The following is a 17466-nucleotide window of genomic DNA, read 5'->3' as shown; positions in this document are numbered from 1 at the left end:
GGAGGTAGGATTTATAGAGGCAAATTTTCTCAACTTTGTTTAGCTAATCCAGTGCAATTATTCCCAATCAACAGTTATATAGGAATCGGGTTTGATTACTGAACATACTAGTGTAGTCAGGCAATAGGCAATAGCCTCTCAGGCAGGTAAAAATTTACTAATTTGTTCAAAATCAAATATGATTCCTATATCGCATAATGTGATCCTTCCATAAATGTGTTTTTTCCTCCCGCAAAATATGAAAGAAACATATTAAACTGGAAAACCTTCAATCCTTAAGGGGTAAGAATTCCAAAACTCGTTTCTTAGGAGTATAGAGATTAAGAGTAGGTAAAAAAATAAACAAATTTTGTGTTGATTATTGCTATTAGTACTTATACGGTTTGAGCAAGAGTATTGGTACAATCTATAGCGACTCCTATAAACATTTTATTAAATATCTCAAGCCTGTATGGAGAAAAACAACTCTAACGAAGAAATAGATATTCAAAAATATTTACTTGTTTTTAAGCGTCGCTGGCGGATTATAGCAGGAATATTAATAGCTTTTTCTGCTTTAGGTACTGTGATGGTAAAGCTTCAACCAACTACCTATGTAGCCACTGGCAAGCTTCTATTTCAAATGAACAGGAGTTCATCACTAACTGGAGTTGGTGAAAAAATTGGTCATTTAGAATCAATAGGGCCGAATCCTCTGGAGACACAGGCCTTATTAATTAAATCCCAGCCTATCATTCAGCAAGTGATCAATAATCTGAATCTAAAGGATGAAAAAGGCGAATCACTGCAACCAGAAGATGTAAAAATCGAGGTAGAGCCAATTGTTGGTACAGATGGGTTAAACGTTTCCTACACTTCTAAAGATCCAAACTTGGCGAAACAGATAGTCAATCAAGTAATGAAATCTTACATTGACAATAATATTTTAGCTAATAAAGGAGAAGCGATCGCAGCTGGTAATTTTATCGATAAACAATTGCCCACAGCTAAAATTTATCTTGAACAAGCTCAGAATGAATTGTTGCGGTTTAAGCGACAAAACAAGGTTGTCGATCTTCAAGAGGAAACAACTGGATTAGTCAAAAATGTCCTTGCTCTTGATGGTCAAATCAACGATGTTAGCTCTCAACTTGCAGAAGCAACTACTAAAGAACAACAAATAAGTGGTCAAATAAAGCAGCCAATCAATAAGGCTCTAGATATTTCATCTCTCAGCCAAGCAGCTGGTGTCCAAGAAGTTATTTCAGAACTCCAAAAAATCCAAACTCAGTTAAAAATTCAGCAGACACGCTACACAGACGCAAATCCAATTATTAGTAGCTTAAAAAATCAAGAGGCAGCTTTGCAATCTCTGTTGCAAGAGCGGATTAAAGAGCATTTAGGATACTCAATTCCTATTGAGCCTACTAAATTGCAACTGGGAGAGAGAAAACGTGATTTGCCTGTAGAATTAGAAGATGTACAAACACAACGCCTAACATTAGCCCAAAAAATCCAATTTCTCACCAACTTAAAAAATTCTTATAATCAACGGCTATCAATAATACCAAATTTAGAAAAAATCCAATCAGAACTAGAACAAAAAGTATCGCTTGCACAGAAAAATTATGAAAATTTATGGCTAAAATCCCGTGAAATTAAAATAGTACAAAACCAAGCTATTGGTAATGCTCGCATACTAGAATATGCCCAAGTCGAAAACAGTCTATCAGCCTTCAAAACGCAAGGACTGATTGTAGTAGTAGCAATATTTGGTGGATTGCTAATTGGTGTAGCAGTAGCTTTTGTAGTTGACATAATTGACAGACGAGTAAAAACAGTTAAAGAGGCAGAAGGGCTGTTTAATTATACTTTATTAGGTCTAATTCCTAATTTTGCTAATAGCAGAAATAGTCAATTAGATATAAGAGCAGAAGGCGTTTTTCCTGATGTCATTGTTGAAACATATCCTCGCTCAATCATTCATGAAGCCTTTGGGATGCTACAGGCAAATCTCAAATTTAGTAGCTTAGATAAAAAAGTTCGGACAATTGCTGTCACAAGTTCTTTGGCGGGAGAAGGAAAATCAGAAGTTGCTGCTAATTTAGCGGCACTCATGGCGCAGACAGGACTACGAGTGTTATTAGTTGATGCAGATTTGCGCCGTCCTTCTCAACATCACATCTGGAATTTAATTAACTCTATAGGTTTAAGCAATGTTGTAGTAGATGAGGTGCGCTTACAACAAGCAGTACAACGAGTTGCACCAAATTTGTCAGTGCTGACGAGTGGAGTAATTCCTCCTAATCCTTTAGCGATAATTGATTCTAAGGCTATGAGGACTTTGATTGCTCACTTATCTAGAGAATATGACTACATAATCATTGATACACCACCTTTGCTAGGCAATGCTGAAGGATTAGTCTTGAGTAATATAGCAGATGGTGTTTTAGTTTTGGCGAGAATTGGTGTGGTGGATTCAACTAGCATCACGACGGCCAAGACTTTATTATCACGCTCTGAAGCTAACGTTTTAGGTCTTGTTGCTAATGATGTTGAAATTCAACAAGAACCTAGCTATTTTTATTACCAAAGTCAACCTTTAGAAGCTGAATTACAAAAATAAATAGTCCGAATGGCAGCCAAATTTGGCTAAATAAATTGTTCCTGTACATATTAATACTCATCATGAATACCCAACTAGAATTAGGAGAAAATACAAGCCAAACTCAACTTTCTTTTTTAGAACTTTGGCAACAAATTAAAGAAGATTGGATTGCTCACGGACGCGATTGGACTAAGCCCGGTTTTAGAGCCGTGGCTGTTCATCGTTTTGGGGTGTGGCGGATGAGTCTTGAGCCTAAATTAATTCGTGCGCCCTTCAGTATTCTATATAGAATGTTGTATCGCAAAGTTCGCAATAATTATGGGATTGAATTGCCTTACACAGTGCAGCTTGGTCGCCGCGTAATTATTGAACACCAAGGAGGAATTGTCATTCATGGTTATTCTTCGATTGGTGATGACAGCATTATTCGTCAAGGTGTCACCTTAGGAAACCGTTATCTTGATCGTCCTTTGGATGCACCAAAGTTAGGTAAAAGTGTCAATGTTGGTGCAGGGGCGAAAATTTTTGGCAATGTCACCATAGGTGATGGGGCTAATATTGGTGCTAATGCTGTAGTTCTTTGCGATGTTCCGACAAAAGCAACAGCTGTTGGTATACCCGCTAGAATTATCAATTCGTCTAAATTTGATTAGCTGATGAGAAAGTTCTTAGAACCAGACTTGTCAAACAGAAATAATTAAACTAATTCTAATTATCAAAATGAATATCAACCAGTTTTTGATTTTATTCACTAATATAGTTTTGGTATTAGGCGGGGTAGTATTACTAATATTAAGTTTAGTTTTATTTATAGAATGTGTTGCAGCTTTCTTCAGTTCTGTAAAGCCATCTAGTCACCTTGAAGCAAGTAATAAAAAGGTTACAGTATTAATTCCAGCCCATAACGAAGAAGCAGTTATTGGTAACACAATAAAACATCTACAATCGCAATTAATCAAACAGCATCAATTAGTTATAATTGCCGATAATTGTACTGATGCAACAGCAGATATTGCGCGTGAATTCGGTACTCAAGTTATTGAACGTCATGATCTGCAAAATCGGGGTAAGGGATATGCGCTAGATTATGGCTTGCAGTTTCTAGAGTCAGATCCACCAGATGTAGTTGTGTTTGTGGATGCTGATTGTATAGTTTCACCAGGCGCAATTGAAAGTTTAAGTCAGTGTGCAATCGCTACCAACAGACCCGTCCAAGCCACCTATTTAATCGCCAAACCAAACACTTCTAACCCCAAACAATCTGTATCTGCATTTGCTTTCACAGTCAAGAACCAGGTTCGGCTGTTGGGTTTAGCTAAATTTGGCATTCCTTGTCTTTTAACTGGTACAGGTATGGCTTTTCCTTGGGCTGTGATTCGTTCGGTTGATTTAGCGAGTGGTTACATAGTCGAGGATATGAAACTTGGCTTCGATTTGGCTATAGCAGGATATAGCCCCGTCTTTTGCCCAGAAGCTCATGTCACATCAATATTACCGCAACACATACAAGCAGCTAAAAGCCAGAGAACCCGTTGGGAACATGGTCACTTAAAGACACTCCTAACTTATGTACCTATGCTGATTCAAGCTTCAGTCAAGCAAAGAAGGCTAGATTTATTCCTCAGTGCTTTAGATTTGTGTGTCCCGCCTCTATCGTTATTAATCGCGATCTGGTCACTGCTGATGGTGTTGTCTCTCATATTTGCCATATCAGTAGGGATTTGGATCTCAGCAACAGTTTTAGCGGCGACTGGTTTGTTTCTGTTGAGTGCCATTCTCATAGCTTGGACGAAATTTGGGCGTAATGATTTACCTCTGCTGCAACTGCTTGCCATACCAATTTACATTCTGTGGAAGATTCCCCTTTATTTACAATTTTTGTTGCGCCCCCAAAACCGATGGATTCGGACAGAACGTGATTCAGTTAATGTTTCTAAGCCTTAATGTTGTTCATGACTAAATTTGTCCAAGATAAGGATTGGAGTAAATATAGCGGCACTCAAATTGAATTTTTATATAAGAACTTGAATGATGAGAAAGGGAATTTTGTTAGTAATGCCCGTGCCATTTCGGGAAATAGGTGGACGTTTAGGCTTTGATGATCAAACCTGCCAAGGCCTGGTTCGGTGGGCAGAAAATTTTGATCGTGTTGTGATGGCTTGTCCACTCATACCAGAATCTCTGGTTGCCGACAGCGACACATCAATGACTTGGCAGGCGATCGCTGATTTACCTTGTGCAGATAAATTGGAATTAGTTCCACTACCCTATGCTTATAAAATTCCCGACTTCATTAAAACTTACAAAACCACTCGTCAGCTATTAAGTGCCAAGATTCAAGAGTCTGAATATCTTTGTTTTGCCCTCAGTGGTCTAATTGGAGATTGGGGTGCGATCGCTTGTTTGGAAGCACTCAAACTCAAACGTCCTTATGCAGTTTGGGCAGACAGGGTAGAATACGAAGTCATCAGTAGAACTTTATGGAAAGAAGAATCACGCAAGAAATTCCCTCTCAAGCGGTTAGTTAAAGAATTTTTGACTCTGCCGTTGATCAAACCTTATCAAAGGTACGTAATTAGTCATAGCCATTTAGGACTTTTCCAAGGACAGGACTGTTATTCCACCTATTCACCATTCTGTAAAAATGCTCATTGCGTTTACGACATTCACACACACAAATCAGATCAAATTGATGCCTCTAATATTGATCAGAAAATTAAATCATTATCAAACGGTGAACCATTAAAGCTGTGTTATGTAGGACGAGCCGCAGAAATGAAAGGCCCGTTGGATTGGCTGCGAGTAATACACCGTCTTTGTGAGGCTGGAGTGAATTTAAAAGCCACTTGGTTAGGTGACGGGCCATTACTGGTGGAGATGAAATCCCTAGCTGAGGAATTAGGAATTGCAGACAAAATTCATTTAGCTGGCTTTGTGCGCGATCGCCACCAGATTTTAGAAACCATGAGAAACCACCACATTTTCTTATTCTGTCATAAAACTCCAGAATCACCCCGATGCTTAGTTGAGTCTTTAGTCTCTGGTTGTCCTATTATTGGTTACAGTAGCCCTTATTCCGAAGGATTAGTATCTCAATTTGGTGGTGGTGCATTTGTGCCAATCAACGATTGGCAGAAACTAGCTAATTTGATAATTGAACTTAATTCAGACCAAGAAAAATTAAGTAAATTAGTTTTTCAGGCTGCCTTATCTGGGAAGCAATTTGATGAACAATCTGTATTTCAAAATCGCAGTGATTTAATTAAGAAATATTTGGTATAGCTACCCGTGTAGGAGAGCCAAATAAATCTATTGCCTATTGGCTATTCCCTCTTGCCTGCCCTCCATGAGTAGTTTATTTTAATTACTATTGATGTATGAATAAAGAACCGGGCTTTCTTGAAAAATGTTTTGTAATTTTCGGATTAACTTTCTTTTCAGGTGCGTTGGGTGTTCAGACACCTTTAGGCGTACCATTAATTCCTAGCCCTCTGCTAACTTTAACTAGATATTCTGTTTTTTTAATTTCGTTAATTATAATTTGTTTTAATTATAAAGATAGCAGGCTTATTGCTTCCAGAGACAAGCTGTTCTGGGTATTTACAAGCATATTATTTCTATCATTTATTTGGTCAGACCTTCCTATAGAAACGCTCAAAGTTAACCGTGAAATTTTATATATGACCGCATTCGGTCTATATTTTGCTATCAGATTTAGTTTAAAACAGCAAGTAAAGTTAATTGCTAACACATTTTTTTTAGGAGCTTTATTTAGTGTTATTCTTGCTTTAATTTTACCCGAAATTGCTATACATGGAGCAGATCATCCGGGAGCTTGGAGAGGAGTATATGACTACAAAAATACTCTTGGCAGTATGATGATTATAGGTTCATTAGCATTTTTCTTTCTGCCAGTAAGCAATTTCATTGATAAATTTTATAAGTGGATTGGCATTTTTCTCCTATTCACGCTGGTTTTGCTATGTACCTCAAAAACCTCTTTAGTTATATATTTCCTGATTATATTAATTTTGGGATTTTATCGTAAATTTCGTTGGCGGGGCAAGATTAGCGTAGTTTTTTTAGATATTGGTATCCTAATTTTATCAACTGTAGGTACTTTAGTTATTTCTCAATGGGTAACGCTCCTTACTAGTTTGGGAAAAGATCCTACTATGACGGGCAGAACTATATTATGGAGTAGTGCTTTATTAAAACTCCAAACTAGACCATTACTTGGTTTTGGCCACAGTGCATTCTGGCTCCCACAACTCTCAAATGCTCGTGAAGTAGGTTTTTCTGTAGGTACAGGCTTCGTTGCACCTCATGCTCATAATGGCTTTATAGATGTTGCTCTTGATGTTGGTTTTATAGGTGCGGCACTTTTTTTAATTGTTTATTGTAGAACTTTTTTTCGGTCATTAAGATTTGCTTATGCAGCTAAAAAGCCTGAGATTCTATTTCCGATGGCTTTTTTGATTTTTTTGACAATGAATAATATGACAGAAAGTTATATGCTGCGGCTAGCTAATATATATTGGATCTTATTTATAACCACTAATTTTACGCTTTTGAAGAGAGAAACTGATTAATAACTTTCAATAATCAAATTCAAATAATAATCTAATTTTTGAATATTGAATGTCTGAGTAATTAAATAATTTAAGGAGTCAAAAATGAAACCAATAGGAGTAGTAATCATCGGCAGAAATGAAGGAAGTCGTCTGCATCAGTGTTTACTATCAGTTTTAGGCGAACGAACAAAAGTTGTCTATGTAGACTCTGGTTCAACTGATGGTAGTGTTGCCTTAGCAAAGTCTCTGGGCGTTTATGTAGTAGAGCTAGATTTATCTATTCCATTTACTGCGGCTCGTGCTAGAAATGCTGGTTTTGAATATTTACTGCAATTAGAGCCAAATATTGAATTTGTGCAGTTTGTAGATGGTGACTGTCGAGTAGTAGAAGGATGGTTGACCAGAGCAGCCAGCGAGTTAATTTCCCAACCCCAAGTGGTAGTAGTATGTGGTCGGCGCAGAGAAGAATTTCCTGGCAACTCTGTTTATAATCGCCTATGCGATATAGAGTGGGACACTCCTGTGGGTGAAACTAAAGCTTGCGGTGGTGACTCCATGATGAGGGTGAGTGCATTCAAAAATGTTGGAGGTTTTAATCCGACTCTAATTGCAGGTGAAGAACCTGAATTATGTGTCAGATTGCGTCAAGCGGGTGGTATCATTTTGCGCATAAATGCAGACATGACATGGCATGATGCTGGGATGATGCATTTAAGTCAATGGTGGAAGCGATCGCTACGAGCTGGTCATGCTTATGCTGAAGGTGCGTGGCTACATGGAAGCAGCCCTGAAAAACATTGGGTAAAAGAAACCTATAGCATTTTGTTTTGGGGTTTGTTGTTACCACTGTTAGCTTTGATTACTGCATGGTTTACCTTTGGCACGAGCTTAGTTTTGTTATTAATGGCTTATATCTTTTTAGGCGATCGCATCTCCAAAAATGCTCTCCAGCGAGGATTTAAGCCAGAAGATGCACGTGTATATAGCCTATTTTGTGTGTTAGGGAAATTGCCCCAAGCACAGGGACAAATCAAGTTTTATCTTTCTCGCTTATTTAATAAACAAAGTACTTTAGTTGAATACAAAAGTGCTAACTCCTATTCATAACCAAACACCGTATTAGCTCCATCCATTCGTACTAACTTGCCAAAAACTAGGCTGAAATCACGCATATAGCAAACTTCAGATGCAAACCAACCTATTGCCTATTGCCTATTGCCTGCCCCTAAGAATAGTTTGTAAATCAAATTAGGATGCTATATATGAAAATTGCCTATTTAGTCAATCAATACCCCAAAGTCAGCCATAGTTTCATTCGGCGGGAAATTGCTGCACTTGAAGCTTGTGGTTTATCAGTAACACGCTTTTCAATCCGCTCTTGCGAATCTGAACTAGTTGATTTAGAAGACAAAGAGGAATTTCAAAAAACACAAATAATCTTAAATGTAGGCATTTTTGGATTACTATTTAATCTCTTAATCATAGCTTTTACAAAGCCAATTTCCTTCCTTCACGGTTTATCTTTAGCCTTCAAAGTCGGTAGAAAGTCACAACAAGGCATTCTCTATCATATTATTTACCTAGCTGAAGCTTGTGTGTTAAAGAGTTGGTTACAAAAAGCAGGAATTACTCACCTTCATGCTCACTTTGGAACTAACTCAACAACAGTAGCAATGTTATGTCAGGCAATAGGAGGGCCACCTTATAGTTTTACAGTTCACGGGCCAGAGGAATTTGATTCTCCTTATAGTTTAGCCCTGACTGAAAAGATTAATCGAGCTAAATTTGTGGTCACCATTAGTTCTTTTAGTAGAAGCCAGCTTTACCGGTGGTGTCATTACCAACAATGGCAAAAAATCCATATAATTCGTTGTGGTGTAGATGCTGATTATTTCGAGCAACCAACAATACCCATACCATCTGCACCAAACTTAGTATGTGTTGGTCGGCTGTGCGAACAAAAAGGTCAGTTACTACTATTAGAAGCCCTAAAAAACCTGATTAACGATAATATTGACTGTCAATTGACCTTGGTAGGTGATGGTTCCCTACGCCCAGAAATAGAAAATTTAATTCAAGAGTATGGGCTAGAGAAACAAGTAAAAATTACTGGTTGGGCTAGTGGTACAGAAGTTCAAAAATATATTATGAATTCCCGTGCATTAGTACTTCCCAGTTTCGCAGAAGGGCTACCAGTTGTGATTATGGAAGCATTAGCCTTAGAACGTCCAGTAATTACCACCTATGTTGCAGGAATTCCTGAACTTGTTCAATCAGAAGTCAACGGATGGTTAATTCCATCAAGCTCAGTACCCGCTTTGACAGAGATAATGAGTCAAGTTTTACAACTGCCAACTGAAAGATTAGAACAGATGGGAAAAGCAGGCTCTGTCACAGTAAAAATGCTCCACAACACAGCACAAGAAGCAGGCAAATTAGCGAATCTCTTCCGATACAACCATGACAATTTTTCCTAAAGTTCATCTTTAGCTTCTTATAAGAATTTTGCTCCTAAAGTTTGTATATAACAATCCTAAATAAAATCCAAACAAATCTGTTGCCTATTGCCTAATGCCTGCCTCCACAACTAATTTGTAAATTAAGTAGGATTCCTATATAACTATGACATCTTTAAAAAAGCTGGCCATTAAGGGAACAATCTGGACAATTGCCGGTTATGGTTCTAGCCAGATTCTCCGATTTGGTAGTAATTTAATTTTGACTCGCCTATTAACACCAGAATTTTTTGGTTTGATGGCTGTAGTCAACACTTTAAGAATTGGTATAGAGTTATTCTCTGACCTCGGTATTAGCCAAAGTATTATCAATACAAAACGGGGTCATGATCCCGCTTTTTTAAATACTGCTTGGACGCTGGCTGTCATCCGTGGTTTTATGATTTGGCTATTGTGCCTGCTAATTACTTGGCCTATGGCACATTTTTATAATGAAGATAGACTGTTGTGGTTAATTCCTATTGTTGGACTTTCATCGGTTATCGATGGATTTACTTCTAATAGTAGACATATTCTTCATCGTCGAATGGACTTAGGAAGATTAACCGTATTTAACCTTAGTACCCAGTTTCTATCGCTTTTAACCCTAATTTTTTTGGTTTATGTAAACCGGAGTCTGCTGTTTTTAGCTTTGGGAGTATTCGTAGGTTCAATATATGTGACAGTCGGTAGTTATTGGTTAATACCAGGATACCGCGATCGCTTTGCTTGGGATCGAAGTTCAGTCGATGAAATTTTGTCTTTTGGCAAATGGATGTTTTTGGCATCAGGGATGACGTTTCTCAATGAGCAAACTGATCGTTTAATTCTTGCTAAGTTGCTTTCTTTTAAAATGTTAGGTATTTATACAGTAGCTTATACTTTAGCTGGTATACCCCGTGAAATAATTAAACAAATTAGCTATAGAGTTATTTTTCCTGCCATTTCCAATCAGTCCGATCTACCAAGACAAACTCTACGCTCTAAAATTCTCCGCCAACGTCGTTTGATGTTAATAGGATTTGCAATATTGTTAGCTAGTTTAGTTACTCTTGGTGATATGGTGATTCAACTACTATATGATAGTAGATACCAAGAAGCTACTTGGATGATGCCAATTTTATCTTGTGGCATTTGGTTTTCAGTATTGTTTTACACCATTAGTCCTGCACTTTTAGCTATTGGTAAAGCTTTGTATTCTGCCCAAAGTAATTTAGCCGGATTTATCATGATTGGAGCAGGATTACCTTTAGCATTTTTCCATTTTGGTGTGATCGGAGCAATTATTGTCATTGCATTCAGCGATCTACCTTTATATCTAGTTAACCTTTATGCACTGGAGCGGGAAAAATTATCTTGTTTAGCTCAGGATATACAAATGACAATATTTTTTATTGGGCTATTGAGTTTATTCCTGAGCATTAGATATTTTTTAGGCTTTGGTTTACCTATTCAAAACCTACTTTAAACAAAGGTGAGTTCGACAGATTATTAAAAACCCCGCTTCCATTCCTCTCCACGCTTCAGGGAGAGGTTTAAAAAGCTTAATTTCTCGTACTTAAATTACTACATTAAAGCCCCTCTCCGCGACGGAGCGAAAAGTTGAGCCAGTGCGTTGGACGGGTTCCCCGGCATAAAGCAACTGGCGTTGCGCGTCCGGGTTTCCCGGCGCAAAACTTTTCAAGGCAGAGGGGTTGGAGTGAGGTTCATCGAACTCACGTTCAACAAGCTTGAGAAAGAAAAAATCATATTTTTAAAACCTCTTCCCTACAGGAAGAGGTTTTTTCAATGCGTCGAACTCACGTTAAAGTTAGCCAAACTAGATTTACTCAGTATTTCACTCAGCAAAATGAGTGTAGCTTTAAAAAGCTCCAACTTTGCCAAAGATGATATAGAAGGTTTTGGTAATCAAAAATAAGTCATACAATGGATGCCATTTTTCTTGGTAACGCAAGTCTAAATCTACTATTTGTTCAAAATCTTTGATGTGAGAACGACCATGAACTTGCCATTCACCAGTTAAACCTGGTTTAACATTCAGACGTTGCCAGTGACGTTGGTTGTACTTGGCTACTTCATCAGCAGTAGGTGGACGGGTTCCTACTAAACTCATCTCACCTACAAGCACATTCCAAAATTGAGGCAGTTCGTCTAAGCTCGTACTGCGTAAAAAACGCCCTACTTTCGTTACTCGGAAGTCATTCTTGTTTTTAAAGATTAGTCCATTGGCTTCGTTTTCGACGAGAGATTTGAGTTTTTCGGCATCGTTAACCATTGAACGGAATTTACGCAGCCGAAAAGGTCGTCCATGAAGCCCATAACGTTCCTGAGTAAAGAAAATAGGGCCTGGGCTATCGAGTTTAATAGCGATCGCGATCGGTATAAACACAATAGCCAAAATTGTTAAACCTACCAAGCTCCCTAAAATATCCAAACAACGTTTGAATTTAGAACCTACTGAAGAGTGGGGTGTATCTAATTTCCAAGCTTGGTAAATAGCACCTTGATAAACGCTTTGCGATTGTGTTTGGTACATTATCTAGACAACTGTAATATTAAATTGGGTAAATTCACTTAAATTTGTTGATGAATATAAACTTTACATTCTTAATAAATCTGCTTTTTTGCAGCATATTTACTGCATCTTCATGAAGACTACTCAATATAAAAAATTTTATAAATTTTTTTATGTAGGCTCATGGATCTAACTAAGACAATGGCTATTCTAAAAAAATTTATTACTTCAGACACAACTTAGCTCATCTGAGAAAGAGTTCATCATACTTTGCTCTGTCTGTTGCACAGCAAGCCTACACCGACCTAATTGTACGGTGTAGGTAGTTAACTTCACATACTTAGAGGTTGAACAGTTAAATCTTGGAGGGTAATTGTGTAATTATGCTGTTGTGCTGTAGTCATGAATGAAACGATCGCTTCACAAGTCACAGCCACAGTTAACATCACTAAGTTTCGTGCCAAGGGATAATCACAGACATCATCATTAACTTCGGAAGGCACTCGATAAACGTCATTCCAAATGACTTCAGCATAATCAGCTGCTAACCCAGCATGAACACAAGGAATTCTAAATTGATCAGCATAATCTTTCACTGCCTGACGTGCCACACTGTTGTCAAACACATCGACAATCAGCTGGCTATCTTTGAGTAGTTGAGTTGTATTTGCTGATGTTAACTCCTTTGTCTGAGCATCTACTTTAGTACCAACGGCTCGATATAAGTTGTTCGCCAAGATTTTCGCTTTAAATGCGCCGACATCAGAACGGTAGTAGGGTTGGGTGGAAAGATTACGCTCTTCAATGCGATCGCGATCAATCACTATCAGTTTCTCAAAACCAGACCGAGCCAAGTTCTCAGCAATGTTAGCTCCTAAAGCACCAGCACCACAAATTGTGACAGGATAGTTTTTCAGCTTTGCCATCACAGCATGACTGCGATAAAGCTGTTCGTGAAAAAAGATGCTCATTGTCCTTACCATTCTTGTTGTTCTATGACACCAACCAAGGATTGCAAATCAAAATTGCGATCGTAACCACTCAGACAAATACCAGAACTGATGACCGTCAAATCAGTTTTAGCGATCGCACTACTATGGCGAACACCATCTGATGTTGTCCAATCAACTGTCCAATAATCACCGCGATCTTGGAATTGCTGTAATTCACCGCCGCCCATCTGCAAGGCTTTTCGCAGTCGCCTTTCATCCTGTTTAGTTGGATTGAAACCCTCAATCCGCCCAGTGGCTAATTCATATACTGTGCGAATTTCTGGAGTTATGCCTTTGAATTGCAATTCTGCAACCGGAATGAGTCGCAAAAGCGCAGATTGCAAAGTTTCTACAATAGCCGGATCGGCGCGGCGATCGACCTCTTCAAACCAACAGGATTGTCCATTCCAACGGGCAATGATTTGTTCAAAGACTACACCCTCGGTTACTAGATGCACTGCGATCGGTTTTACTACTTGCAACCGTTGACGCATATCTACTTCATTGATGGGGTAGGCTAACCAAGTTTGTCCCCGTAATTGGTGTGCTAACCGCAGCCGGATTTGAGGAAAGTGTTGTAAGTATTCCGCAACTTGGGGTAAGTCTGCCTCTTCCACAAAGATTGCTGTCTTCACATCCACAGGCTGAAAGATGCCCCAACCTTCAAATTTACTAGGCTTTGGTGTGAATATGTAGACCATTCCAGCTACCTTTGTGCGAACTCGTCCACCTTTGACACATGGTGCGAGAAATTGGGTAGTGTACAACTGAGCTTCTGCATTAGCAATTTGGTTAATCAGTTTACGGATGTCAGTCATAGCTGGATGTAATTTAGGGAATATTACAGAAGCTTTTTGTTAAAAATTAGTATATAAAAATACATAAACAAATATTTAAATAGCAATTAGACAACTATAAAAATGTTTTTGCGTTTTGCATATATCGGACTTCGTTTCTTATCTTTCTATCTAAAGAATTAAAAATTTATTTACAAAAAAATTTCTCATGTTAGGCAGAGCTTATTTCTGCCTAATTACTAAATTTTATGACTTACATACATCATTTTTACTCTATAAACTAAAAATAATATAAAAATTATGAATAGCCAAATACAACAAATAGTAGAGTCACGAAAAAAGCTAGCATCTGCTTATCGTGCAGTTTACGCAATTGGAGTTTTGAGTCTTTTTCTCAGCTTAGTAACCTTTGTGGCTGGCACTCTAATTCCTGATTATCTGATATTAGGACTCGGCTTTTTGATGTTTGCTTTACTCTATATATTTCTAGGTTTTTTTGTTCAACGTAAATCGAAAATTGCATTAGGTATTGCAATGGGATTTATGTTGCTAAATGTTTTAATAGGGATTTACAATTTGATTCAAACAGGCAGACCATTTGGCTTGATTATTCCTATTGCATTTTTCAGTCAGACAATAGAAGGGTTTAAAGCGATACAGATATTAAAGTCACAGACTTGAAGTAAATTAATAACCTCATAATTACAGGGAACAGGCAATAGGCAATAGGCAATAGGCAATAGGGTTGAAAGCCTGTTGGTCTATGGCTTTGTTCTTAAAATTTGTATCTCATTTACCTATAATGTGCTGCATAATACATTTTTAGTTGCTAACATTAATGATTAAAATCTACAAAATAAGTAATGCTCACTGTTTGTAACAATAAGCATTACTCTACTTTAGAACTTACTTATCATCTCGCACAGGCAATGGCATATCTAAAATTTCCATTAGCAAATCTAGGCGAGAGGGACGCGTTAGGAGTGGGACGAGGTTCGGTAAGCTGTAGTAGTCGCCTGCAAAAGTGAAAGTTTCTACAGGTGCTTGCTGCTGCTTCAGTTGAGTCTCTACCCAGTTGTAGTGAGTACCCACACGGACAATCACCACATTGGGAATCACCGCAAACTCTCGGCAATAAGTCTTGTAGACTTCACTGAAGTAAGGTGTAGCATTTTCACCTTCATCAGTCACCAAAATAATCTGGTCAACAACCTGCTTCTTCTTCCGCATTGCTTCTAACGCACAGCCGATACTCGTACCGCCACCAGCATTGATGTGCTGGAAAGCACGCTCCCAGTCAGTTAGCTCTTTACCCTTGGCGGTAACAGGATAAGGAATGGTATCGAAGGCGTAGACAAACAATTCTGCTTGAGTAATACCAGAGATTAAAGCCGCAAGTTGCTTACCAATTGCGATCGCATTATCCATTGAGCCAGATTTATCGACCAAGAGGGCGGTTGAACGCGCAATTGTACCGCGTCGCTTTACCTGCTCATTAGTTACTTTTTCCAGCTTGGCAACGGTGTCTGCGTCGAAATCTGCGGTATCTGCGGCAATCTGGGCTTTGAATGCAGCAACACGCCCACTCTGTGCAGCTTCTTCCAGCTTGGAGTCAATCAGCTTTTTGACTTCTGGGTGATCCATTGCACCTCTAGCTTGGAGTGACTTGAGGTTGTTGATCGCCTCTTGAGGAGTCATGCTGTTGATTAATGCTACCAGCGCAACAGGTGTCAGTTTCTTGATTGCACCAATTGCGATCGTGTAGGGAATTTTGAACTCCACAATTAGCCGTGCTTGTTCTGCGGCACTTTCTGCCTTAGCCAACTGTTTGAGGACATTTGCTAAAGAACCTTCTGGCGGAGTATTGCGGAATAAAATCGCATTCGCTCGTTCATTTGGTTTAATGTGTAGTGAAGCATATAGGTGCTTCATTGCCTTACGACCCCGCAAAGCAGCGCGATCAAATAAAGCCGGATTACTTTCCCTTGTCTTCAAGTAGCGCCGCACCGCAGTACGAGCGGAACGAGGCAGCTTATTTTGCTGTTGCTTCATGAAATCTACTATACGAGCCACCTGATAAGGCGGAAACTCTTGCAGCATAACAAATCCCGCATCTCGGTGTTCAGTCAAATTGCTAGTTAGCAAGTGAGCAATAAACACTTCTTTGTGGTCGCGCACATCTCCATGACGCTGATACCAAACTGCTAAGTGTCCGTAAAATATAGGGTCTAATTCAATAATTAACTGATGAATTTCTGCAACTTGTTCCAATTTGCGGTGAGGAGTGGTCAGCAAACTGTTAAGCATTTCTAAGCGCAAGTCGCGTTCTGCTGTGTTAGTGTTCATAAGAACCTCCTCTAATTTTGATGGATGAGGAGGCAGATGTTGCACACGGGGTAATCACCACGCAAGTTGTAGAAGCATTGGTTGAACTTTTTCAGAGTTATGTATGCTTCTGCGATTGGGGCGCGGCAACAACTGCCGATAGAATATTATTTAAGAGCAGCGATCGCTCCTGTTTCCTCTAGTTGCTGCTTGAGAGTTTCGGCTGCTTCTTGATTTAATCCTGACTGAACTACTTGCGGCAAAGAGTCTACAAAGTCTTTTGCTTCTTTGAGTCCTAGTCCGGTGATTGTGCGAATTACCTTAAGTAAGGCAATCTTTTTCTCTGCTGGAACCGATACCAACACAACATCAAATTCGGTCTGAATTTGTGGTTGAGTCTCATCCTCTTTACGTTTGTCAATCGTAATTAGTTTCGGTATTGAACTATCAACATTAAAAGTTGCTTCAATCTGCTTGACTAAAGCGGCAGTTTCATTGACAGTAAGAGACTTGATTTGTTCTAAAATTTCTACAGTTTTCGCAGACATAGCAACCTCCAATGAGTTGCACTTAACTCATAGTTGATAATAATTGAAGAAGAATTCAGAACTCAGAATTCAAGACTCATAATCAATTAGTCGGGGATTCAAACCCACTTATTCATCCGCCAGTTATACTCCAATTCAATTCTGAATTCTGGCTCCTGACTCCTGAATTCTGTTTAGAGAAATAGGTCACTTCGTGTAAGTTGAAAAAGCTGTTGATTTATACACGGGACTTGAACCCGTAATAGCTTGTTCTCTAAACAAGTGCCTGTACCAATTCGGCTAGTATGTAAGCTTTTTCGGTGAGGACACGAAGTGAAAATACTAGTTTTGAGAAAGTTGATTTACAATAAATCGAATTTCTTTTTTATTACACTGCTGTTTACTAGCAGCGTAAATTCTACGACCTCTATAAGTTGCGCTAGAACGATGAATTAAACCTTGAAAAACATCAGTTACATAATCAGTTGGTGGTGGTGGAAAATCTTTAAAGGTAATCCGATACCAAATCCCGTTCAGCTTATGGTACTGATGGTATAGCGTTTCTCAGTCTAAAGAAGTACAGTAGCAACAATGGGTAAACCAATTATAAATATCATTTAAAGAGACTTGGTTAAAAGCATTTTCAATCGCTTT

General features: G+C 38.6%; 14 protein-coding genes and 1 tRNA gene. 9 read left to right on the top strand and 6 right to left on the bottom strand.

What is annotated here, in order from left to right; all coding sequences use genetic code 11:
- Positions 1 to 451 precede the first annotated feature (451 nt).
- From H6G76_RS29675 to H6G76_RS29640, 8 genes are all read left to right on the top strand, one after another.
- Positions 452 to 2605, top strand: coding sequence for a polysaccharide biosynthesis tyrosine autokinase (locus H6G76_RS29675; RefSeq protein ID WP_190709050.1), 2154 nt, complete (start codon positions 452 to 454; stop codon positions 2603 to 2605).
- Between the two features lie 62 nt (positions 2606 to 2667).
- Positions 2668 to 3240 (top strand): serine O-acetyltransferase, encoded by a 573-nt coding sequence (locus H6G76_RS29670; RefSeq protein ID WP_190709048.1) that lies wholly within the window; start codon positions 2668 to 2670, stop codon positions 3238 to 3240.
- Positions 3241 to 3307: 67 nt separating this feature from the next.
- Positions 3308 to 4531, top strand: a complete 1224-nt coding sequence (locus H6G76_RS29665; protein ID WP_190709046.1) for a glycosyltransferase — start codon at positions 3308 to 3310, stop codon at positions 4529 to 4531.
- Positions 4532 to 4642: 111 nt separating this feature from the next.
- On the top strand, positions 4643 to 5869 hold the full coding sequence (locus H6G76_RS29660; protein WP_242056570.1) for a glycosyltransferase: 1227 nt from the start codon (positions 4643 to 4645) through the stop codon (positions 5867 to 5869).
- A 95-nt stretch (positions 5870 to 5964) separates the two neighbouring features.
- Positions 5965 to 7179 (top strand): O-antigen ligase, encoded by a 1215-nt coding sequence (locus H6G76_RS29655; RefSeq protein ID WP_190709042.1) that lies wholly within the window; start codon positions 5965 to 5967, stop codon positions 7177 to 7179.
- An 84-nt stretch (positions 7180 to 7263) separates the two neighbouring features.
- Positions 7264 to 8268 (top strand): glycosyltransferase family 2 protein, encoded by a 1005-nt coding sequence (locus H6G76_RS29650; protein WP_190709039.1) that lies wholly within the window; start codon positions 7264 to 7266, stop codon positions 8266 to 8268.
- Positions 8269 to 8423: 155 nt separating this feature from the next.
- Positions 8424 to 9638 carry a glycosyltransferase gene (locus H6G76_RS29645; protein ID WP_190709038.1) on the top strand — a complete coding sequence of 405 codons (1215 nt, stop codon included), beginning with the start codon at positions 8424 to 8426 and terminating at the stop codon, positions 9636 to 9638.
- A gap of 145 nt (positions 9639 to 9783) precedes the next feature.
- On the top strand, positions 9784 to 11124 hold the full coding sequence (locus tag H6G76_RS29640; RefSeq protein ID WP_190709036.1) for an oligosaccharide flippase family protein: 1341 nt from the start codon (positions 9784 to 9786) through the stop codon (positions 11122 to 11124).
- Between the two features lie 393 nt (positions 11125 to 11517).
- Here H6G76_RS29640 and H6G76_RS29635 read toward each other — a convergent pair whose 3' ends face one another.
- From H6G76_RS29635 to H6G76_RS29625, 3 genes are all read right to left on the bottom strand, one after another.
- On the bottom strand, positions 11518 to 12192 hold the full coding sequence (locus tag H6G76_RS29635) for a sugar transferase (protein WP_190709035.1): 675 nt from the start codon (positions 12190 to 12192) through the stop codon (positions 11518 to 11520).
- A 311-nt stretch (positions 12193 to 12503) separates the two neighbouring features.
- Positions 12504 to 13142: a ThiF family adenylyltransferase gene (locus H6G76_RS29630; protein WP_190709033.1), complete on the bottom strand. Its 639-nt coding sequence runs from the start codon at positions 13140 to 13142 to the stop codon at positions 12504 to 12506.
- 5 nt (positions 13143 to 13147) lie between these two features.
- Positions 13148 to 13981, bottom strand: coding sequence for a hypothetical protein (locus H6G76_RS29625; protein ID WP_190709032.1), 834 nt, complete (start codon positions 13979 to 13981; stop codon positions 13148 to 13150).
- A gap of 279 nt (positions 13982 to 14260) precedes the next feature.
- Between H6G76_RS29625 and H6G76_RS29620 the strand changes: the two genes are divergently transcribed.
- Positions 14261 to 14641, top strand: a complete 381-nt coding sequence (locus H6G76_RS29620; protein ID WP_190709031.1) for a hypothetical protein — start codon at positions 14261 to 14263, stop codon at positions 14639 to 14641.
- 225 nt (positions 14642 to 14866) lie between these two features.
- Here the strand turns inward: H6G76_RS29620 and H6G76_RS29615 are convergent, their stop codons facing one another.
- From H6G76_RS29615 to H6G76_RS29605, 3 genes are all read right to left on the bottom strand, one after another.
- The gene (locus H6G76_RS29615; protein WP_190709030.1) at positions 14867 to 16306 is read right to left on the bottom strand and encodes a VWA domain-containing protein; all 1440 of its coding nucleotides are present in this window, start codon (positions 16304 to 16306) and stop codon (positions 14867 to 14869) included.
- A 146-nt stretch (positions 16307 to 16452) separates the two neighbouring features.
- Complete coding sequence (gene rplL / locus H6G76_RS29610; protein WP_190709028.1) at positions 16453 to 16833, bottom strand: 50S ribosomal protein L7/L12; 381 nt, start codon at positions 16831 to 16833, stop codon at positions 16453 to 16455.
- Between the two features lie 217 nt (positions 16834 to 17050).
- Positions 17051 to 17120 (bottom strand) — tRNA-Ser (locus H6G76_RS29605).
- Positions 17121 to 17466 lie beyond the last annotated feature (346 nt).

The sequence above is a fragment of the Nostoc sp. FACHB-152 genome (assembly GCF_014697475.1).
GTDB lineage: Bacteria > Cyanobacteriota > Cyanobacteriia > Cyanobacteriales > Nostocaceae > Nostoc_B.
Note: the sequence above shows the minus strand (reverse complement) of the source record. Positions and strands in the feature narration are given on the sequence as shown.